Annotated in this window: 18 protein-coding genes and 2 pseudogenes; 8 read left to right on the top strand and 12 right to left on the bottom strand. The window is 60.0% G+C overall.

What is annotated here, in order from left to right; all coding sequences use genetic code 11:
• Window positions 1-65: 65 nt before the first annotated feature.
• Window positions 66-590, top strand: a complete 525-nt coding sequence (locus tag FIV39_RS08845; RefSeq protein WP_244176276.1) for a GNAT family N-acetyltransferase — start codon at window positions 66-68, stop codon at window positions 588-590.
• Here FIV39_RS08845 and FIV39_RS08850 read toward each other — a convergent pair.
• Entirely contained in the window at window positions 537-1,742 is a 1,206-nt protein-coding gene (locus FIV39_RS08850) for an MFS transporter (RefSeq protein ID WP_090402632.1), read from the bottom strand. The genes FIV39_RS08845 and FIV39_RS08850 overlap by 54 nt on opposite strands.
• A 119-nt stretch (window positions 1,743-1,861) precedes the next feature.
• Here FIV39_RS08850 and FIV39_RS08855 point away from each other — a divergent pair, with 119 nt between their 5' ends.
• Together FIV39_RS08855 and FIV39_RS08860 are read left to right on the top strand one after the other, a co-directional pair.
• Entirely contained in the window at window positions 1,862-2,758 is an 897-nt protein-coding gene (locus tag FIV39_RS08855; protein WP_090402634.1) for a LysR family transcriptional regulator, read from the top strand.
• An 89-nt stretch (window positions 2,759-2,847) separates the two neighbouring features.
• Window positions 2,848-3,624 (top strand): DUF2242 domain-containing protein, encoded by a 777-nt coding sequence (locus FIV39_RS08860; protein ID WP_090402636.1) that lies wholly within the window; start codon window positions 2,848-2,850, stop codon window positions 3,622-3,624.
• A gap of 108 nt (window positions 3,625-3,732) precedes the next feature.
• On the opposite strand, the pseudogene FIV39_RS08865 reads toward FIV39_RS08860, so the two are convergent.
• From FIV39_RS08865 to FIV39_RS08875, 3 genes and pseudogenes are all read right to left on the bottom strand, one after another.
• Window positions 3,733-3,936: pseudogene (locus FIV39_RS08865) on the bottom strand (hypothetical protein); the annotation flags it as partial.
• Between the two features lie 327 nt (window positions 3,937-4,263).
• Window positions 4,264-5,298, bottom strand: coding sequence for an AraC family transcriptional regulator (locus FIV39_RS08870; RefSeq protein ID WP_090402638.1), 1,035 nt, complete (start codon window positions 5,296-5,298; stop codon window positions 4,264-4,266).
• 4 nt (window positions 5,299-5,302) lie between these two features.
• A complete protein-coding gene (locus tag FIV39_RS08875; protein ID WP_090402640.1) occupies window positions 5,303-6,433 on the bottom strand; it encodes a carbon-nitrogen hydrolase family protein in 1,131 nt (376 codons plus the stop codon).
• Window positions 6,434-6,644: 211 nt separating this feature from the next.
• Between FIV39_RS08875 and FIV39_RS08880 the strand changes: the two genes are divergently transcribed.
• Together FIV39_RS08880 and FIV39_RS08885 are read left to right on the top strand one after the other, a co-directional pair.
• Window positions 6,645-8,684 carry an NADPH-dependent 2,4-dienoyl-CoA reductase gene (locus FIV39_RS08880; RefSeq protein WP_090402642.1) on the top strand — a complete coding sequence of 680 codons (2,040 nt, stop codon included), beginning with the start codon at window positions 6,645-6,647 and terminating at the stop codon, window positions 8,682-8,684.
• A 57-nt stretch (window positions 8,685-8,741) separates the two neighbouring features.
• Window positions 8,742-9,704: a 1-aminocyclopropane-1-carboxylate deaminase/D-cysteine desulfhydrase gene (locus tag FIV39_RS08885; RefSeq protein ID WP_090402645.1), complete on the top strand. Its 963-nt coding sequence runs from the start codon at window positions 8,742-8,744 to the stop codon at window positions 9,702-9,704.
• Here FIV39_RS08885 and FIV39_RS33310 read toward each other — a convergent pair.
• The 5 genes from FIV39_RS33310 to FIV39_RS33320 all read right to left on the bottom strand — a co-directional run bounded on the left by FIV39_RS33310 (window position 9,658) and on the right by FIV39_RS33320 (window position 13,218).
• Window positions 9,658-10,020 (bottom strand): SAM-dependent methyltransferase, encoded by a 363-nt coding sequence (locus FIV39_RS33310; RefSeq protein WP_261384634.1) that lies wholly within the window; start codon window positions 10,018-10,020, stop codon window positions 9,658-9,660. The genes FIV39_RS08885 and FIV39_RS33310 overlap by 47 nt on opposite strands.
• 3 nt (window positions 10,021-10,023) lie before the next feature.
• On the bottom strand, window positions 10,024-10,338 hold the full coding sequence (locus FIV39_RS33315) for a hypothetical protein (protein ID WP_244176278.1): 315 nt from the start codon (window positions 10,336-10,338) through the stop codon (window positions 10,024-10,026).
• A 39-nt stretch (window positions 10,339-10,377) separates the two neighbouring features.
• Entirely contained in the window at window positions 10,378-11,511 is a 1,134-nt protein-coding gene (locus FIV39_RS08895) for a terpene synthase family protein (RefSeq protein ID WP_090402647.1), read from the bottom strand.
• A gap of 97 nt (window positions 11,512-11,608) precedes the next feature.
• Window positions 11,609-12,655 carry a terpene synthase family protein gene (locus FIV39_RS08900; RefSeq protein WP_090402649.1) on the bottom strand — a complete coding sequence of 349 codons (1,047 nt, stop codon included), beginning with the start codon at window positions 12,653-12,655 and terminating at the stop codon, window positions 11,609-11,611.
• Between the two features lie 170 nt (window positions 12,656-12,825).
• Window positions 12,826-13,218, bottom strand: a complete 393-nt coding sequence (locus FIV39_RS33320) for an NUDIX hydrolase (RefSeq protein ID WP_244176279.1) — start codon at window positions 13,216-13,218, stop codon at window positions 12,826-12,828.
• Window positions 13,219-13,509: 291 nt separating this feature from the next.
• Here FIV39_RS33320 and FIV39_RS08915 point away from each other — a divergent pair.
• Window positions 13,510-13,901 (top strand): annotated as a pseudogene (locus FIV39_RS08915) (hypothetical protein).
• Window positions 13,902-14,155: 254 nt separating this feature from the next.
• On the opposite strand, the gene FIV39_RS08920 reads toward FIV39_RS08915, so the two are convergent.
• The 3 genes from FIV39_RS08920 to FIV39_RS08930 form a co-directional block, all read right to left on the bottom strand.
• Window positions 14,156-14,731 (bottom strand): cytochrome b, encoded by a 576-nt coding sequence (locus tag FIV39_RS08920; protein WP_090402651.1) that lies wholly within the window; start codon window positions 14,729-14,731, stop codon window positions 14,156-14,158.
• Between the two features lie 113 nt (window positions 14,732-14,844).
• On the bottom strand, window positions 14,845-15,672 hold the full coding sequence (phnX, locus tag FIV39_RS08925; protein ID WP_090402654.1) for a phosphonoacetaldehyde hydrolase: 828 nt from the start codon (window positions 15,670-15,672) through the stop codon (window positions 14,845-14,847).
• Window positions 15,673-15,699: 27 nt separating this feature from the next.
• Window positions 15,700-16,809 carry a 2-aminoethylphosphonate--pyruvate transaminase gene (locus tag FIV39_RS08930; RefSeq protein ID WP_090402656.1) on the bottom strand — a complete coding sequence of 370 codons (1,110 nt, stop codon included), beginning with the start codon at window positions 16,807-16,809 and terminating at the stop codon, window positions 15,700-15,702.
• 112 nt (window positions 16,810-16,921) lie between these two features.
• On the opposite strand from FIV39_RS08930, the gene FIV39_RS08935 reads away from it, so the two are divergent.
• Complete coding sequence (locus FIV39_RS08935; RefSeq protein ID WP_090402658.1) at window positions 16,922-17,779, top strand: LysR substrate-binding domain-containing protein; 858 nt, start codon at window positions 16,922-16,924, stop codon at window positions 17,777-17,779.
• A gap of 100 nt (window positions 17,780-17,879) precedes the next feature.
• The gene (locus FIV39_RS08940; RefSeq protein WP_090402660.1) at window positions 17,880-18,587 is read left to right on the top strand and encodes a YebC/PmpR family DNA-binding transcriptional regulator; all 708 of its coding nucleotides are present in this window, start codon (window positions 17,880-17,882) and stop codon (window positions 18,585-18,587) included.
• Window positions 18,588-18,628 lie beyond the last annotated feature (41 nt).

The raw sequence follows: 18,628 nt of genomic DNA on the forward strand, positions 1-18,628 counted from the left end.
AGACCGGGGGCTTTTTTATGTGCGCTAGACTGGGTACTCGGTATCGTCGACCCAGGAGTTTCAGCGTGTTGATTCAAGGAATGGATGGCTGGGTGATCCGCCGCGCCAAGGTGGCGGATGTTCCTGCCGTGCTGCAGGTGTTCGACGAGGTGATCGCCTGGTTCGTTGGCATGGGCAATAACGATCAATGGGGCACTGAGCCCTGGTCGGCGTCGCCCCGGCGAGTAGTGCAAGTGACTGAAGCCTGCGCGTTGCCCGGGGCCTGGGTTGTCGAGGACCCCGAAGGGCATCTTCGGGGAGCGCTGGTGTTGGGCGATCCCATGCCTTATGTGCCGTCGGAGGCAGAGCCACAGGTGTATGTGCGCCTGTTGATTGCCGCGCGTGATCCGCGAGTTCGCGGCCTTGGGCGGCGCATGATGGCCTTTGCCGATGACCAGGCCCGCGCAGCAGGAGTGACACGCTTGCGTGTGGACTGCTACGGCGGCGGCACAGGGGATCTGGTGCGTTTTTATGAGTCCTGTGGCTACGAACGCATTTCAACGTTCGACTTGGCGGGGTGGCCGGGCCAACTGTTGGGGCGCCGTCTGTGATGCGCCGGCCCAGGCCAGTAGCATCAGTAGTATAACGGCCCATGGAAAGCCCGAGACGCCCCAGCCCTGAAGTAACACGCCACCCGCCAACCCGCCACCGGCGATCCCCAGGTTCCACACGGTCACCAGCATTGATTGCGCTGCATCCGCCGACTTGCCCGCCGATTGGGCCAGTGCGGTTTGCAGCAATGCCGGCAAGCCGCCGAACGCCAGGCCCCATAACGCCACGGCGGTATAGATGACTGCTGGCACATTGATCCAGAACGCCAGTGCCAGGGCGATCAGGCCAAACAGCGCACAGCTGATCAACAGCAAGGCGCGCAGCCAATGGTCAATCAACAGACCTGCCAGCCAGATGCTCAGTACCGCCGCGACGCCAAACACCAGCAGCACTCGGTCAACGTCCGCCTCAATACCCGCTGGCACCAGCAACGGGGCGATGTAGGTGTACAGAATGTTGTGGGCCAGCACATAGGTAAACGTCACCCACAGCACCGGACGAATGCCTGGCAGGTTCAGCACCTGGCGCAGCTCCAAGCGTTTATCCGCCCGTTCGCCGGCAAAATCCGGCAGTTGCCAGCGCGCCCAGACCAGTAGCACCAAGGTCAGCCCGGTCATGATCGCAAAGCTCAGGCGCCAGCCAACGGCGGTGCCGAGGAAGGTGCCTGCGGGCACACCCAGTGACAGCGCCAACGGTGCACCCAGCATCGCTACGGCAATTGCGCGACCTTGCAGGTGCGGCGCTACCATTCGGCTCGCATAACCCGCCAGCAACGCCCAGAGCAGACCGGCGAAGACCCCGGCAAAAAAGCGCGCCACCAGGGTCAGCTCGTAGTGGCTGGACAGTGCGGTCACGCTGTTGACCAAGGCAAAGCCGCCAATGGCCAGCAGCAGCAACGGCCGCCTGCGCCAGCCGCGGGTCAGCAGCGTCAGGGGGATGGCGGCCAGCAACGAGCCAAGGGCGTAGAGGGTGACCAATTGACCGACCAAGGCGGGCGACACGCCCAGGCCTTCGCCCATCTGCGGCAGAAGCCCGGCAGGCATGGCTTCGGTGAGGATGGTGATAAAGCCGGCGCTGGCCAAGGCCAGTAGACCGCCCAGCGGTAATGAATCCCGCTGGGCTGATGCGGTGAACGAAGGGCTGCTGCTCATGAGGTTTTATCCGGGTGAAAGGGCGAGCGGGCAGAGTAGGGGGCTGTGGCTGGCGGAAAAACAGGCTAAAGTTCCGAACTTATCGGACACTGGTGTCCGTAATCGCTAACGGCGGGATCATGGACAGCTTGGGCAGCCTTTCGGTATTTGTGCAGGTGGCGCAGACGCTCAGCTTCACCGCCGCCGGCCGCATGCTGGGGGTGTCGTCGTCGGCCGTGGGCAAAAGCATTGCGCGGATGGAAGAGCGCCTGGGCGTGCGGCTGTTCCACCGCAGCACGCGCAGTATCACCTTGACCAGTGAAGGCTCGCTGTTCCTTGAACGGTCGCGGCGGATTCTCGCTGAAGTGGAAGCGGCAGAGCAGGAGCTGACAGACGCCGGTGCAATGCCACGGGGCAAGTTGCGCATCAGTGTGCCGCAGGTGCGGGGCTTATTGATGCCGGTACTCAGCGACTTTATGCGCGCCTACCCGGAGATCGAGTTGGATGTGGATTTTTCCGACCGAATGGTGGACGTGATCGAAGAAGGTTTCGATGCAGTGATTCGCACCGGCAAGCCGGAAGATTCGCGGTTGATGGCGCGCCACTTGGGCCACTACCAGTTGGTTCTCGTCGCCACACCGGGCTACTTCGCCCAACACGGCACCCCGCAGCAGCCGCAGGATCTGAATGGTCATGCCTGTCTGCGCCACAAGTTCTGCGCCACGGGCAAGCTCGAGCCCTGGCCGTTGCGTCTTGCCCCAGGCGCAGCCGAACCGCTGTTGCGCACGCCGTTGGTCAGCACCACCATCGAGTCCCTCAACCATGTGGTGCTCGAGGGATTGGGCATTGCCTGCCTGCCGGACTACATGGTCCACCAGGCCGTGGGCGAGCGGCGCTTGCAACGGGTGCTGGATGACTACCTGGAACACCGGGGCAGTTTCTGGATGTTGTGGCCCGGCCGCCATACCTCGGCCAGGTTACGCGTGTTTATTGACCATATGTGCGCCGGGCTTTTTCCCGCAGGCCCCGGCGCGTAGGTCTGTGACGTTTTACCGACAGGAATGCGCGCGCCAAGACCTCGTTCTGTTGCACAATACCGCCCAGACCGTTTTCCTCAGGATTTTCAATGTCGACATCATTCCACTTGCGTAGCCTCGGGCTGGCGCTGGTGCTGGCGGGCGCCGCGGGCTGCTCGTCACCCAAGACCGCTATTTATGAACATGAGAACTTCGACGACTCCGGTACATTTTCCCGGGATTACCCGGTTAGTGATGTAGCGGCGTGCGAGGCCGCGCGGCGCGCCTTGCTGAGCCAGGGCTACATCATTACCAGCAGCGACCCGAAACTGGTCGTGGGTAACAAGAGCTTCCAGCAGACCGGCGAAACTCACCTGCAGATCAGCTTCAACGTGGTGTGTGCCGATGATGGCAAAGGCAAAAAACACTCGACGATGTTTGCCAACGCCCTTCAGGATCGCTATGCGCTGAAGAAGGTCAACAACTCCGCGAGCCTGGGTGTAGGCGTGCTGGGGTCGGTGTCGATGCCGATCGGCTCCACCGATGACTCGATGGTGAAGGTGGCCAGTGAGACGGTGTCCGCGCCGAAGTTCTACGAGCGCTACTTTGCGTTGGTGGACGTCTTCCTGCCCCAGGAAGTGAAGAAGGCTGAGCATATCCCCGAGCAGCCAAAGGCCGACCTCGGTGTACCGGAGCCGAAGGCCGCACCGGCTGCGGAGAAAGTCGAGGCGCCGAAGGAAGAGCCTGCCGCACCCGCTGCCTCGGAGACGGTTGTGCCCGCGCCTGAGGCTGCACCGATTGCGCCGCAGGCCGAGCCCGCCACGACCACGCCGGACCTGCCGGCCCCGACCGAAGCCATTCCACCCCTGCCGACGCCTGCGCAGTAAATCAGACCGCTACGGGGTCGGCCTTGTCGACGTTGATCCCGTAGCGTTTGATTGCTTCACTGACCTTGTCGCGACCGATCAGTGGTCATCGGCCAATGCCTTCAAGGTTTCGTTGAGCAGGGTGATGTAGTAGTAAATGTTATCTTGCTCGACGTACATACCCCGCATGCCCTCTCGGATAATCACCGCCAGTTCGTAGGCAAAGGTTGGGTCATAGGAGATGCAGCACGGAATCACCGACGAGAGGATATGGCTATGGCCATCGTCATGCTGCAAGCCTTCGCCCATCAGCGTGGTGCGCCCGGCGGCGGCATAGGCGTTGTAGACCTTGTCCGCGTCATGGCCACCCCGTTCATTTCAGTGCGTACCTGATTGCAATCGCGCCTCAGAACCCCAGTGCTAAATCCATGTAACGCTGCTACGTTTAATCCTGGAGTGCAGGAACGTCATGACGTCGACATTTTTTCGTCATCACGGCACTTTAGGCTGGCTGTGCAGGTCATTTATCTGCAGCCGCTTTTAATTCAAAAACAAGGAGCCCACCATGGACGAATATCAGGAAGAACTGCTGGAGTACCAGGCCTTTGAACTGGATCCTCTGGATCCGGCCGATGACGCCACCGAGCTGTAAGACCGACTTCAGGCGGAATGCCGCTGACTGCGGCGAAATTCCCCTGGGGTCTGGTTGTTCCACCGCCTGAATGCCCGTTGAAACGCTTGGGCCGAGGCAAAACCGAGCAAGTAGGCGATTTCGCCGAACGCCAGTTCCGTATCGCGAATGTAGGTCATGGCCAGGTCGCGGCGGGTATCGTTGAGAATCGCGCGAAACTGAGTGCCTTCTTCGGCCAGTTTGCGGCGCAGTGTCCAGGTCGGCAGCTTCAAGCGTGCCGCCACTTCTTCCAGGTCGGGTTCCCGGCCGCCATTGAGCATCGGCCCGAGCAAGCGGGTAATGCGCTCGCGGAGACTGCGGGTGCGGGTCAACTGCTCCAACTCATGTTCACAGAGCTTCAACAACAGCTGCCAGGTACTCGGGCAATGCTGCGGGTTGCGCATGGCCAGGGTTTGCTGGCTCAGGCGTAGTTGATTGACCTCGGCGCCGAACTGGATCGGGCCATCGCCCAGCAGCGCGTACTGTTCGCTGTAGTCCGGCGTTTCAAATTCGATTTCAATCCGCTGCGCCTGCACCGTTTGCTGGGCCAGGCTCGACAGTTGCTGCAGCCAGCCGGCGATGATCGAGTCCACCACAAAACGGTTGTAGGCGTTATAGGGGCTGATGGAATAGAACCGCAGCCAGGCGCCTTCGGCGTCCTCGTGAAAACTCGATTGCCCACGATAGTTGGAGCCGTATAGCGCTTCGAAGCGGGTCAGTGTGCGCGCCGCCTCGCGCACGTTGGGCGCCTGGGCGGCGGTGACTCCAGCCAGCCCGGCCTGGCTCAGGCGGCTGAGCTGGCCCATGCGCAGGCCCAGGCCGGGGTCGCCGGTGAGTTGGATGGCCGCATGGCCCAGGCGCATATAACGCGGGATCGACAAACGTGCGCCAGCCTCGGCGAGGCGCGCCGGGTCCAGGCCGTATTGCAGCAGCAGCGGTTGCGGGTCCAGGCCGTGGCTGTGGATCGCGTCGGCCAGGGTATGCACGAAGCCCACCGACAGCTCCCCCAGGCGCACCGGCTTCATCGTGTTACAGCCAGATATTCAGTAGGCGCGCACCACGGGCGTCGCCGTCGGCGTTGATCTGCCCGTTGTGGCTCAGGAAGCTCTGCCCGGCGGTGCCCAGGTCCCAGAACTGCCCACGCAGGAATACGCTCATGCCGGCGCTGGCCTGGCTGATCGGTGTCTGGCTGATCAAGGTCAGGCGACGCCACGCTTCGCCCTCGCTGAGTTCTTCTGGCTTGAGGCTGATTTCCTGCGGCGTGGAGACGCTTTTGAAACCGCGCCATGGCTGCTCCCAGGTACCGCGGCCGAGCACAAACGCCGGCACTGCGATCAACTGTGCACCTTGTTCATTGAGTTTGCGGTAGTTGTCCGGGTACCAGCTGTCACTGCCCACCAGTACGCCCAGGCGCCCGGCCGGGGTGTCGACCACGCTGACGACATTCTCGTCACCGGGTTCGATAAAACCGCGTTCATCGTAGATCGGATAGAGCTGGCGCTGTGGATCGCCGATGGGCAGGCCGTCTGCGGCGAACACTACGCTGGCGTTGTACAGGGCACCATGGCCGACCTGCAGTTGGCCCTGGCTGACACTGGGGTTTGGCAGGGCGATGGAACCGGCCACCAGCGTGACGCCAAACTCCTTGGCCAAGCCGCCGAACAGCACCTGATAGTCCCGCGCCATGCCGGAGGCTTTCATACGCAGGTAGGCGTCATCGGTGCGGTTATCGCCGGTGGCGCTGATCCAGGCACGGGCAAAGAGCAGCGGGTTGCTGACCGATAGCCAGTTCATCGCATCCTTGACGTGCAGCGCCTGGTACACCTCATTTTTTTCACCGGTCAGCATCAGCCAGGTACCGATGTGTTCGGGCAGCACCACAATGGTCTTGTCGTTGATCAGGCCCTGGTCCCGGGCCTTTTGCAGATAGGCCGAGAGCTTCAGGTGCAGGCGTTCCAGGCTCTGGTAATCAGCCGGAAACAGCTCTGGCTGGATGCCCAGCAGGTTGCCTCGATCAGCGGGCAGGCCTTCATTCACGGCCAGGGTGATACGCAGGTCCGACAGGTAATGCGCCACGGGGCGCTCCTGGGTCCAGACCAGATACGCGGCGACGGCGGCAACCAGGGCCATGGAGACGGTAAAAGCTAGAAGTTTACGCATGGGGCAACAGACAACAGACCGTGTGCAGGGTTCGCGACTAGGGTAGGGCCCATGCAGCCGCTTGCCAAGGGGCGCTGTACATTTGGATCAATAACTTGTCAGTTTCAGTCATTGAGCCGTGGTCCACCGCCTCTTAGTCTGTGGGACATAAACCGATGGGGTGCCATTCGAGCCCCCCACGTCCCGTGATGATCCGTTGTGGAGCTGTACCATGACCGCTGCTACCTACCCGCACCTGCTGGCCCCGTTGGACCTGGGTTTTACCACCTTGCGCAACCGCACCCTGATGGGCTCGATGCACACGGGCCTGGAAGAAAAGCCCGGTGGTTTCGAGCGCATGGCGGCCTACTTTGCCGAGCGTGCCCGTGGCGGCGTGGGGCTGATGGTCACCGGCGGCATAGGGCCGAATGATGAAGGCGGGGTGTACTCTGGCGCGGCCAAGCTCACCACCGAAGAAGAAGCGCAGAAGCACAAGATCGTCACGAAGGCCGTGCATGAGGCGGGCGGCAAGATCTGCATGCAGATCCTCCACGCCGGGCGTTATGCCTACAGTCCGAAACAGGTCGCGCCGAGTGCGATCCAGGCGCCGATCAACCCGTTCAAGCCCAAGGAACTGGACGAGGAAGGCATCGAGAAGCAGATCCAGGATTTCGTCACCTGTTCGCTGCTGGCCCAGCTCGCCGAGTACGACGGCGTGGAAATCATGGGGTCCGAAGGCTACTTCATTAATCAGTTCCTCGCCGCCCACACCAACCACCGTACCGACCGTTGGGGCGGCAGCTACGAAAACCGCATGCGCCTGGCGGTGGAGATCGTGCGCCGCGTGCGTGAAGCGGTGGGCCCGAACTTCATCATTATCTTCCGCCTGTCGATGCTCGACCTGGTGGACGGCGGCAGCGTCTGGGAAGAAATCGTGCAACTGGCCAAGGCCATCGAGCAGGCGGGCGCGACCCTTATCAACACCGGCATCGGCTGGCACGAAGCCCGTATCCCGACCATCGCCACCAAAGTACCGCGTGGCGCGTTCAGCAAAGTCACCGCTAAATTGCGCGGTGCGGTGCAAATCCCGCTGATCACCACCAACCGCATCAACACACCGGAAATTGCCGAGCAAATCCTCGCCGAAGGCGATGCCGATATGGTCTCGATGGCGCGGCCGTTCCTCGCCGACCCTGAGTTCGTCAACAAGGCCGCCGCCGGCCGTGCCGATGAAATCAACACCTGCATCGGCTGCAACCAGGCCTGCCTGGACCACACCTTCGGCGGCAAGTTGACCACCTGCCTGGTCAACCCGCGCGCGTGCTACGAAACCGAACTCAACTACCTGCCGGTCAAGCAGATCAAGAAAATCGCCGTGGTCGGTGCCGGCCCCGCAGGCCTGGCCGCCGCGACCGTGGCGGCTGAGCGTGGCCACCAGGTGACCTTGTTCGATTCGGCCAGTGAGATCGGCGGCCAATTCAATATCGCCAAGCGCGTACCGGGCAAAGAAGAGTTTTTCGAGACCCTGCGCTACTTCAATCGCAAGTTGCAGACCACCCACGTCGAGCTGTGCCTCAACACCCGTGTCGACACCGCACAACTGGTGGCGGGCGGTTACGACGAGATCATCCTGGCCACCGGCATTGCACCGCGTACGCCGGCGATTCCGGGGGTTGAAAACGCCAAGGTGCTGAGCTACCTGGACGTGATCCTTGAGCGCAAGCCGGTGGGCAAGCGTGTGGCGGTGATTGGCGCCGGGGGTATCGGTTTTGACGTGTCTGAATTCCTCGTGCATGCAGGCGTGTCCACCAGCCTCGACCGTGAAGCGTTCTGGAAGGAATGGGGCATCGATACCCAGTTGCAAGCCCGTGGCGGCGTGGCCGGGATCAAGCCTCAACCCCATGCCCCGGCCCGTGAAGTGTTCCTGTTACAACGCAAGACCTCCAAGGTCGGCGACGGCCTGGGCAAGACCACCGGCTGGATCCACCGTACCGGTTTGAAGAACAAGCGCGTGCAGATGCTTAACAGCGTCGAGTACCTGAAGATCGACGATGACGGCCTGCATATCCGCATCGGCGCCGAGGGGGAGCCGCAGCTGCTGGCCGTGGACAATATCGTCATCTGCGCCGGGCAAGACCCGCTGCGCGAGTTGCAGGACGGCCTGGTTGCAGCGGGGCAGAACGTGCACCTGATCGGCGGCGCCGATGTGGCGGCCGAGCTGGATGCCAAGCGCGCCATCAACCAAGGCTCGCGCCTCGCCGCCGAGCTGTAAGACGACGCAAGGGGCGGTGTTAGACTACCGCCCCTTTTTTCAGGCAGATGCCGCCCGATGGGTCCTTTCGATTGGCTTCCCCATGCTCCGCTTGCACCGTTAGCGCTGGAGTGGCTCAACGGCGTCGAGCTGGCCGTGCTGCGCCTGGATCGCATCGACCCGCTGATCAGCGGTAACAAGTGGTTCAAGCTCACCGAACATCTGGCCCAGGCACGACAAGCCGGTGCCAGCGGCATCATCAGCCTCGGCGGGGCTTACTCCAACCATCTGCACGCGCTGGCAGCGGCGGGCAAACGCTTTGGTTTCCCTACCGTCGGCCTGCTGCGTGGCCATCCCCAAGACACCCCCACCGTCCTCGACCTGAAAACCTTTGGCATGCACCTGCATTGGTTGGGGTATGGCGGCTATCGCGCGCGCCACGCGCCGGACTTCTGGTTGCCGTGGCGTGAGCAATACCCGCACTTGTATCCCGTGCCCGAAGGCGGCGGCGGGATGGCCGGGGCGCGGGGATGCGGGGTCTTGGTCGAACAGGCACGCGGGCAATTGAACAACCTGGGTTGGGCCGATTACGACGCCTGGTGGTTGGCGGCAGGGACCGGTACGACCCTGGCGGGTTTGGTCCTGGCAGAGGCGGGCGCGCATCCGGTGTACGGTGCAATGGCGGTACCGGATGATCATGGTGTGGCGCAGAACGTGAGCGCCCTTGTGCAGCACGGTTATGAATTGCTGGACGCCAGTCGGGGTGGCTTCGCCAAGGTCGATCCGCTGTTGCTCGAATTTATCGACGCCACCGAACAGGCCTGCGGTATACCGCTTGAGCCGATCTATACCGGCAAGGCGTTGCTGGCGTTGAAGCAGCAGGTCGAAACCGGGCGTTTCGCGCCCGGCACTCGCCTGGTCTTCGTGCATACCGGTGGTTTGCAAGGCAGCCGAGGGGCGCCGTCTGGCACCGTTCCAATGCGTGAGGGATTAATCATGTGTGATCAATCAGATCCTCGCGAAATCGACCCTGCCAGTTAAAAACTGGGTGAGTCATGCCCTTGTAGAGGCTTTCGGAAATGATCACCGTGCCGCCTCTTCGCATGCGTGCCACCAGCGATGCCAGGGTCTCCTCCAGCACTTGTGGCGTGAAATGGATGAGGCTGCCGCGAAAAATCGCAAGATCATAGGGCGTATCCAGATCGGGTAGTCTGCCGATGTCCTTGGCGTTGCACAGGTAAAGGTTGATCCTCTCGGACAAACCTTCCTGCGCGATCATTCGGCGGGCCTCTTCCATCTGTGACTGGCTCACATTGACGCCGTCGATGCAGTTGCAGGCAGGGAAACGCTCGGCAATGAATTAAAGTACCGGCCCCCAGCCGCAGCCGATGTCTATCGCGCGGTTAACGGCGTTACTTGACAGGTGAGCGCCGGCACGCTTGGCTAACTCGAATTGCAGCTCCATGTGCCGGCGACCAGAGGCATCCAGCGGTGAATAGCGCACATCCATCTTCTCCTCAAAGACGCCGTATTGGTACCAGAGGTCTTTGCCGATTACCTCGCGCCATTCATCGGGCAGGCCGGAATAGATCTGTTCGATCTTGTTCTTATAGTAGTCAACCTCGCTTGCGTGGATTTCCACGATTGGAAGGGTATCTAGATGCGCCTGTGCCATTGCTCTTCTTCCAAAACCTTCGAAATCTCTGCCCCGAGGTCAACGCAGCGTGTTTGCACGCTCTCCAACGCGCCACCACCAAGCGATTGAGGGGATCGGGCTTGGCTCAGAGATTGACGATCCTTCCCATTGATCGGTAAATCCTGGCGGTGGACGCGTCAGTTGGCTGTCAGTTGTGTCATCGATAAGCCGTCGATAACGCATTGTTTCTTGGCACCATCGCTGTGCGCCGACGAAATACCCTTCAAGCGCTTGAAAATAGAGTTCGGCTCCAGGGCTATGTTTGGTTCGGAGGACTTCGTCACGCAGCTCGACAAAACGCTTCAACATGTTGGCCAGCATATCGAATGCAAGTTTGAAGGCTTGTTCGGTGCTGCAATCATATTCATCGATGAGTACATCAATGATGTTGTAGCCATCAGCTGTCCGCACGACCTCCTTCGCGTAACCATAACAATCGCCGCCGATGTTGGTCGCTAACGCTACGATCTCCATCAAAACGAAGATGCGTCGGTCGCTAAGCAGGTCTGGTCCGAGGTCTAATCCATTGACGATTTCTACATTGAGCATGAATGTTGGAGTTGCTCCTGAGTGCAAACGCGTCACAAGATAATCATTAAGTTTCGGACGGACACCCCGCGCGACATTGGCTGCCTTCTGGATTTCCGTGAAATACCATTGGCGCATGGTATTTACCCATCGTGTAGTTTGATGGGCTGGGCAGAGATGTTTGATTCGCTGGAGAATATCGTGCCCTGCCATCGCATATCGATTGCTTTCATCGATGACAACATCGTGAGCTTCAAAGCAGCGCATCGTTCGAAATGCCGCATCGGCAAGCTCCAAAGGCTTGTCACGAGTTGGTCCCTCGTCACAAAACTCATCATCCCAAGTAAAAGTAAATATCGCGAAGTCGGCACCGATCTGCAAATGCTCTCTGTCGGGGGCCATTTGATAAATGTAGCCTGCTATACCACCGCAATCCTGCCCGTAGAGACGCTTGCGCTGCGACTCTTGCCAGTACAGGCGGTACTGTTCCATGAATTGCAGCGCTCCTTTCTCAACTTCATCTTTGAGCGCATGTGTTGGTTTTATTCCGCGAAATGGATTGAAACAGGGGGATAGTTTCATCGCGAATAATTCATCAAATTTTTGCTTCTGATATTGGCTCATTGTAGTGCTCCTATGCGAAGAGGAGAGTGTCCATCAAGATCGCGCGTCATTTGGAGATCGTTACGCACCCGGCAGTGTGGGGACGATGATGGGGCTCCTACTGCGCGCTCCCCGCGTCTGACCACCACCAAGCGATGGAAACGATGGACGGTGCTTGGAGCGAAGAATTCATCTGCGAAGTTAAGTCTTGCGCCGAGACCGAAGTCGGTAAGTCAGCATAGTCGTAGCGTTGCGAAGCATTGCACCAATCAAAAGAGGCGCGGATATAGTGCCCCAAGGTTTGCAAGTAACGGCGCAGTTCCGCAGGCGCGTCCAGCGTTAGGCGCTCACGCAAACGCATGAAGAGCTCCATCATCTGGCCACACAAGTTGGTCGCTTGATCTGTCGCCCATTCCGGCGAACGTCCATGTTCATGCTGTATGACGCTAATCAGGTTGTGCCCGCCATGCTCGCGCGCGACCTCTTTCCCATAGGAAGCGATATCAGCCATCCACGCCACGAGCGAGGCCGCAATCTCGGTGAGCGCTTTGACTCTTCGGTCTTCGAGACAATCGAGCGGTACGGCATAGTTCTCGGCGATGGTGATGAGCACCGGAAACACCATGGCACCTCCGCTGTATAGCCGTAGTGTCGCGTATTCGTCGAGAGTCGGTATCCGCCCCCCCGCAACATTTCCGGCCTTCCAGGTTTCGGTAAGAAACCATCCCCGCATCGCCGTCAGCCATTGGTACATTTGGACGGGAGCGGCAAACGCATCAAGGCGTCGCCTGATGTCCAGCATTGCACGAGCATAGCGATCGCCGCCGTGCAATTCGCTTTCGGGCACCTCGATAGCCCGATGAATAAGCGAAACCGTTCTCGCCAGTTCCCCTGGTTGTTGGCTCAGGGGTCCTTCGTCGCAATACTCATCATCAAACGAGACATTCCAGATGAAGAAGTCCGATACGACCTGCAGTGTCTGTCGCGTGGCATTTGGTGCGATCCGGGCTGCTAGCTGTCCACAGTGGGACTTGCTGAGCCTATTGCGCTCAATCTCATTCGCGCAAAGGCTGAAGCGCCTCATCCAGGCAGCCGATTGTGCGTCGACGCTGTTCGCCTCCGGATGGATCGCACTTGGAATTGGGCATTTTAGACTGTTCATCATAATAAGCCTCTTGGGATGCAGTCAGAGAGTGCGCTGGGCGATGACGCTGTAGGTCGAGAACTGGTCCTTAATCCACGCTACCGAAACATTCACCGCCATCACGCGCAACTCTTCGAGCGGCGGCGGAATGGTATCTACCGTGAAGTGCTTTTCGATGTTTTTATTGACGTCTATCCCGACTCATCCAGTGAGATCAGTGGTTGCGAACGAGGGTCGTCGTATACGCCGAACTGAAACATCAGGCGATCTCCAATCGCCTTACGCCAATCCTCAGGGTCGTCTTGGTAGGTGTAGATGACCTTACTTTCGTAACGACTGACCTTAGGACCCTGAATGATATGGTAAGGCACTGCTCTTCCACGACGGTCAGTCACAGGCTTGAGTGGATGTTTATGAGAGTGGTATTTGCCAAAGGCGCGCTGTTGCAACGGTAAACGGTCTGCACTATCGAAAATGAAGATCGAAAACGCGCGATGTAACTGGCCTTTTTGATGGGCTTCTAATTTGGATGCACTGCCTTTTCTACGATCATGTCGATCGACCAGCATAAGTAACTCTTTCATAGTAAAGACTCCATCCATTGTGTCTTCGCTACTCGGTTGCTGCTGGGTGAGGTAGGGAAAAGCAGACATGTACGACGTAGAGCGAGAACTTAGTGGGCGGGCGTGTGCTTTTCAAGTTTTCGGATAGACTGAATTTGATATTTTTTCTGTTTTTAATTTCGAGTAGCTATATGGGGGATGAATGTCCGGTGATGACCCATTTATGATTATTTAAAAGCGCCTGTATAGCTGAATTTCATAGAGAGTACCTTGTAAAGTAAAATGGGCTTGCTATCGTCAAGTTGGTTTTGAATGCGTGGGAGGGTGACTGTTGTGTCGCAGCGCCTATGTATTCTCGGTTCGGCCGGGTCCTTTGGCGACAGTGTTTTAGATGTGGTCGCGTGTAATTCGGATATGTTTTCTGTGCGCGGTTCAGTGCGCATCACAATATAAAGAAGTTATTCAAGCAGTGTTTGAAGTATGAGCCAGCAGTTGCGGTGGTCAGCGAGCCTCATCAAGCGATTGAGCGTCAGGCTCATCTTCAAACCGGACATCTATCCACCGAAGTCTATTGTGGTGTGGAAGCTCCGTGTGCAGCCGCTCGCTCTGATGATTGCGAAACAGGTGTCGCCGCCATTGTTGGAGCGGCAGGGCTTTTACCCTCGTTGAGCGCTGTCAGGGCCGGAAAAAATACTGTTGGCTAATAAAGAGGCGCTGGTTATGTCCGGTGCCCTATTCATGGAGATAACCCGAAAGCCTCGTTTTACCGACATTGAGAGGATTGTTGAGCGCACGTTGCAGCGTGTTGCAGTTACGACGCTCAACTCACTGGACGACGTTTTGGATAGAGACGAGCAGGCTCGCGCCGTCAGTCGTGAGTCAGTTGCATTGCTCTAGGCCGAGACGGATTACAGCCCGCACGGATGATGCTGCGGGCTATAGCTTTTTGCGTAAGGTATCAGTCGGTCGATTGGATTGCTGATTTAGCGCGCTTACCCGGCATCATCCGCAACGCCGTATTATCACGCATCACATAATGATGAAAGATCCCCGCCAACGCATGCAGGCCGATCAGCCAGTAGCCGATCTGGCCGAACAGCACGTGCCAGCCTTCAATCTCTTTGGCCAGTGCCTTGTTTTCAGCGATCAGCGGCGGCAACTCGATCCCATAGAACATCACCGAATGCCCCTCGGCACTGACGATCAGCCAACCGGCAATCGGCATGCCGATCATCAAGGCGTACAGCGCGAAGTGCATCAGCGTGGCGAGCAGGCTTTGCCATTGCGGCGGGGTGGGGACGATCTTCGGTGCAACCCCCAGGCTGCGCGCGAACAGGCGCAGCCACACCAGCACAAACACGGTGAGGCCGAACATGAAGTGCATCTCGACGATCAACGTGCGTGCGCCGCTGCCTTTGGGAAACTGTCCGCGTAACTCAATGCAGGCGTAGACCACCGCCAGTAGCACCACCATCAACCAGTGCAGCGCAATCGACATGGTGCTGTAGCGCGTATCGGAATTTTTCCACGGCATCGCTGGGTTCCTCACTCATCAGGGCAAATCTCCGTTCTTTGGCGACGAAGTCCTTTTACTGTAAGCCTGTTTTGCACGGTTTGCCCGACGCGATGCCGTTGTCTTGACCTCTATCAGTAGCTTTGCGGCATTTCACCGCGGGCCAGGCGCTGGTTGATGTCGGTGATGATGGCCGGCAGGTCGGTAATGGTGTCGATCAGGTAGTGGGGGCGCGAGCCTTCGAACATCGCTTCGATACGCGTGCGTTCGCTGGCCAACGTGGCGCTGTCCAGGGCGCGGAACTGCGCGTAGGTCAGGCCCAGCGCGTTGCCGGAGCAGGTCAGGGCCACGGTCCACATCCCGGCGCGACGGCCTTCGAGGATGCCCGGCACGGTGTCATCGACCTTGACGCACGCCGCCACATCGTCAATGCCCAACGCGATCACGTTGGCGAGGGCCTGGGCCGGCCATGGGCGGCCATTGGGCACTTCGTCGGTGGCGACCACGTGGTCGGCGACGTAGCCGTTGGTGGTGGCCAGCGCGACGACCTTGTCCATGACTTGCTTGGGGTAGCCGGAGCAAGAGCCGATCTTGATGCCTTGCACACGCAGCCGGGCGATGGTGTCGAGGGCGCCGGGGATCAGCGCCGAGTGTTCGGCGATCTTCTCGATCTGCAAGGGCATGAAACGCTGGTAGATGGCCGTCACGTCGTCATCGGTAGGCGTGCGCCCGAATGCCTGGCGATAGCGCTCGGCGACTTGCGGCTGATCGCACAGGGTACGGATATGGTCCCACTTGCCCATGCCCATCGGGCCACGGGCTTCTTCGATGGAAACCTGCACGCCGAACTCGGCGAAGGCCTCGACAAAAATCTGCGTGGGGGCGAAGGAGCCGAAGTCGACCACGGTGCCGGCCCAGTCGAGGATAACGGCCTGGAGGGTGTTGGGGTTTTGATAGTTCATGGTTCAGATCCTGTGGGTTAGGGGCAATCAGATGTCCGACACTTCCATTTCTTGCAGCACCTCGGCGATCGCCTTGACCGCAGCGCGCATGCCGGCTGCGTCGACATGGCCGATGCAGCCCACGCGGAACGTCTCCACCTGGGTCAATTTGCCGGGGTACAGAATGAAACCCTTGGCCTTGACCCGTTCGTAGAAATCCTTGAACTGGTAGCGCGGGTTTGTCGGTGCATGAAAGGTCACGATGATCGGTGCCTGGATCGCCGCCGGCAGGAAGCTGCGCAGGCCCAGGGCGGCCATGCCGTCGAGCAATGCCTGGCAGTTGTCGGCATAGCGTCGGTGGCGCGCGGGCAGGCCGCCTTCTTCCTGGTATTGCAGCAACGCTTCGTGCAGGGCAGCGACCACATGGGTCGGCGGGGTAAAGCGCCATTGGCCGGTCTTGGCCATGTAGTTGTGCTGGTCGAACAGGTCCATCGCCAGGGAATGGCAGTTGCCCTGGGCAGCGGCCAGCGCCTGTTTGTTCACGAAGACGAAGCCCATGCCCGGCACGCCTTCCAGGCACTTGCCCGACGCGGCGATCAGCGCGTCGAAGGGCACCTCGCGGGCATCGATCGGCAGCGCGCCGAAGGCGCTCATGGCGTCGATGATCAGGCGCTTGCCGTGGTGTTTGACGACCTGTGCGATCTGCGGCAGCGGGTTGAGAATGCCGGTGCTGGTTTCGCAGTGGATCAACGCAACGTGGGTGATGGCGCTGTCTGCCGCCAGCAGGCGCTCCACATCGGCGGCGGTGGTGGGCTCGTCCTCGGCGGTTTCAAAGATGCTGAAATCACGGCCGAGCACTTCGCAGATCTTGGCCAGGCGCTTGCCGTAGGCGCCGTTGATCAGCACCAGTACCTTGCCGTTACGCGGGACCAGGGTGCCGATGGCGGCTTCGACCGCAAAGGTGCCGCTGCCTTGCAACGGTACGCAATAGTGGCTGCCTTCGCCGTGGAGGATCGCCAGCAATTGCTCGCAGACGCTGGCGGTGAGCTGGTTGAAGCGGTCATCCCATGAACCCCAGTCCACCATCATGGCCCGGCGGGTGCGGTTGGATGTGGTCAGGGGGCCAGGGGTCAGCAGGATCGGCGCGGCAGTGGTCATCTCAAGTCCTTGCAAGGCATCGGGGTTGAAGCTACGGCGCCTAAATTGCAGTTTGGCTTGCCATCAATCAAATTGTTTGTTGTTATGCGAGCTATCAGTGAGGCCGATAGCTATGAACCTGTTCCAACTGCGCGCATTCGATGCCGTGGCCCGCGAGGGCAGTTTTACCCGGGCTGCCGCGCGGCTGTTTATCAGCCAGCCGGCGGTGACCGGGCATATCAAGGCCCTGGAGGAGCACTACCAGATCCCGTTGCTGCGCCGCACCGCCCGACGCGTGGAGTTGACCGAAGAGGGCGCGCGGCTGGCGGCGATCACACGGGCGATCTTTGGCCTGGTGGACGAAGCCCAGACGATGCTGGAGGCCAACCGCCAACTGCTGACCGGGCGCCTGGAAGTCGCGGCGGACGGCCCGCACCTGGTGATGCCGATGATTGCCAGCCTGCGCGCGCGCTACCCCGGGATTACCGTCAACCTGCGCCTGGGCAATGCCCAGGAAACCCTCGCCGCGCTGCTGTCCGAACATGCGGATGTGGCGGTGCTCACCGAAGTGGAGCCGCGCAATGGCCTGCACCTGCAACCGTTGAATGAGTCGCGGATTTGCGCACTAGTGCCGGCCAGCCATCCGTGGGCGCAGCAACCCGAGGGTATCCGCCTTGAGCAACTCAACGACGTGATCATGGTGCTGCGCGAGCCCAGCTCCATCACCCGGCGTACCTTCGATGACGCCTGCATGGCCGCGAATGTGCAGCCCAAGGTGCTGCTGGAACTGGACAGCCGCGAGGCGGTGACCGAAGCCGTCGCCGCTGAGTTGGGGGTGGGCGTGGTCTCGTCCATGGAAGTCAGCCCGGACCCGCGGGTGCGGGCCGTGGCGGTCCAAGGCGATGGGCTGGTCAACCGGCATACGCTCGGTTGCATGGAGCGGCGCCGCTCGTTGCGCCTGATTCAGGCGTTTTTCGAGTTGGCGCCCTGAGGGTTTTTTGGTGGAACGATGCGTTCTCGCGCTATAAACTCTGCCCCCAAAGCGCCGGCCAGTAGACGTTTCGGCGCGATGGACGAAAAGAGAGTGAGTCATGGGCGCACAGTGGAAAGTCAAACATAAAGAAGCGGCATCCAATGCCAAGGGCAAGATTTTTGGCAAGCTGGTGAAAGAAATCACCATCGCCGCCCGCAACGGGGCCGACACCGCGACCAACGCCCACCTGCGTCTGGTCGTGGAACAGGCCAAAAAGGCCTCGATGCCCAAGGAAACCCTGGAACGCGCGATCAAGAAGGGTGCCGGTCTGCTCGGTGAAACCGTGCAATACCACCGCGTGACCTACGAAGGGTTCGCCCCGCACCAGGTGCCGTTGATCGTCGAGTGCGTGACCGACAACATCAACCGCACCGTGGCGGAAATCCGCGTGGCGTTCCGCAAGGGTCAGCTGGGTGCTTCCGGCTCCGTGGCCTGGGACTTCAACCATGTCGGCCTGATCGAAGCCTCGCCGGACACCCCGGACGCAGATCCGGAAATGGCAGCCATCGAAGCCGGTGCGCAGGACTTTGAAGACGGCGAAGAAGAGGGCACCACCCTGTTCATCACCGAGACCACTGACCTGGACGCCGTGCAAAAAGCCCTGCCGGAACAGGGTTTCACCGTGCTGTCGGCCAAGCTGGGCTACATCTCGAAAAACCCGGTAAGCGGCCTGACCGATGAGCAGATGGCTGAAGTCGAAGCCTTCCTCGAAGGCTTGGACAACCACGACGACGTGCAGGATATGTTCGTGGGCCTGGCGGGCTGATTTATCAACTGAAGAAACGCGATCCACATGTGGGAGGGGCG

It is taken from the genome of Pseudomonas grimontii (genome assembly GCF_007858185.1).
GTDB lineage: Bacteria > Pseudomonadota > Gammaproteobacteria > Pseudomonadales > Pseudomonadaceae > Aquipseudomonas > Aquipseudomonas grimontii.

Bases quoted from the DNA above. Each gene is read 5' to 3' on its own strand.
- FIV39_RS08850 (WP_090402632.1), bottom strand. From the start codon at position 1,742: ATGAGCAGCAGCCCTTCGTTCACCGCATCAGCCCAGCGGGATTCATTA.
- FIV39_RS08855 (WP_090402634.1), top strand. From the start codon at position 1,862: ATGGACAGCTTGGGCAGCCTTTCGGTATTTGTGCAGGTGGCGCAGACG.
- FIV39_RS08860 (WP_090402636.1), top strand. From the start codon at position 2,848: ATGTCGACATCATTCCACTTGCGTAGCCTCGGGCTGGCGCTGGTGCTG.
- FIV39_RS08870 (WP_090402638.1), bottom strand. From the start codon at position 5,298: ATGAAGCCGGTGCGCCTGGGGGAGCTGTCGGTGGGCTTCGTGCATACC.
- FIV39_RS08875 (WP_090402640.1), bottom strand. From the start codon at position 6,433: ATGCGTAAACTTCTAGCTTTTACCGTCTCCATGGCCCTGGTTGCCGCC.
- FIV39_RS08880 (WP_090402642.1), top strand. From the start codon at position 6,645: ATGACCGCTGCTACCTACCCGCACCTGCTGGCCCCGTTGGACCTGGGT.
- FIV39_RS08885 (WP_090402645.1), top strand. From the start codon at position 8,742: ATGGGTCCTTTCGATTGGCTTCCCCATGCTCCGCTTGCACCGTTAGCG.
- FIV39_RS33315 (WP_244176278.1), bottom strand. From the start codon at position 10,338: ATGGCACAGGCGCATCTAGATACCCTTCCAATCGTGGAAATCCACGCA.
- FIV39_RS08895 (WP_090402647.1), bottom strand. From the start codon at position 11,511: ATGAGCCAATATCAGAAGCAAAAATTTGATGAATTATTCGCGATGAAA.
- FIV39_RS08900 (WP_090402649.1), bottom strand. From the start codon at position 12,655: ATGATGAACAGTCTAAAATGCCCAATTCCAAGTGCGATCCATCCGGAG.
- FIV39_RS33320 (WP_244176279.1), bottom strand. From the start codon at position 13,218: ATGAAAGAGTTACTTATGCTGGTCGATCGACATGATCGTAGAAAAGGC.
- FIV39_RS08920 (WP_090402651.1), bottom strand. From the start codon at position 14,731: ATGCCGTGGAAAAATTCCGATACGCGCTACAGCACCATGTCGATTGCG.
- phnX (WP_090402654.1), bottom strand. From the start codon at position 15,672: ATGAACTATCAAAACCCCAACACCCTCCAGGCCGTTATCCTCGACTGG.
- FIV39_RS08930 (WP_090402656.1), bottom strand. From the start codon at position 16,809: ATGACCACTGCCGCGCCGATCCTGCTGACCCCTGGCCCCCTGACCACA.
- FIV39_RS08935 (WP_090402658.1), top strand. From the start codon at position 16,922: ATGAACCTGTTCCAACTGCGCGCATTCGATGCCGTGGCCCGCGAGGGC.
- FIV39_RS08940 (WP_090402660.1), top strand. From the start codon at position 17,880: ATGGGCGCACAGTGGAAAGTCAAACATAAAGAAGCGGCATCCAATGCC.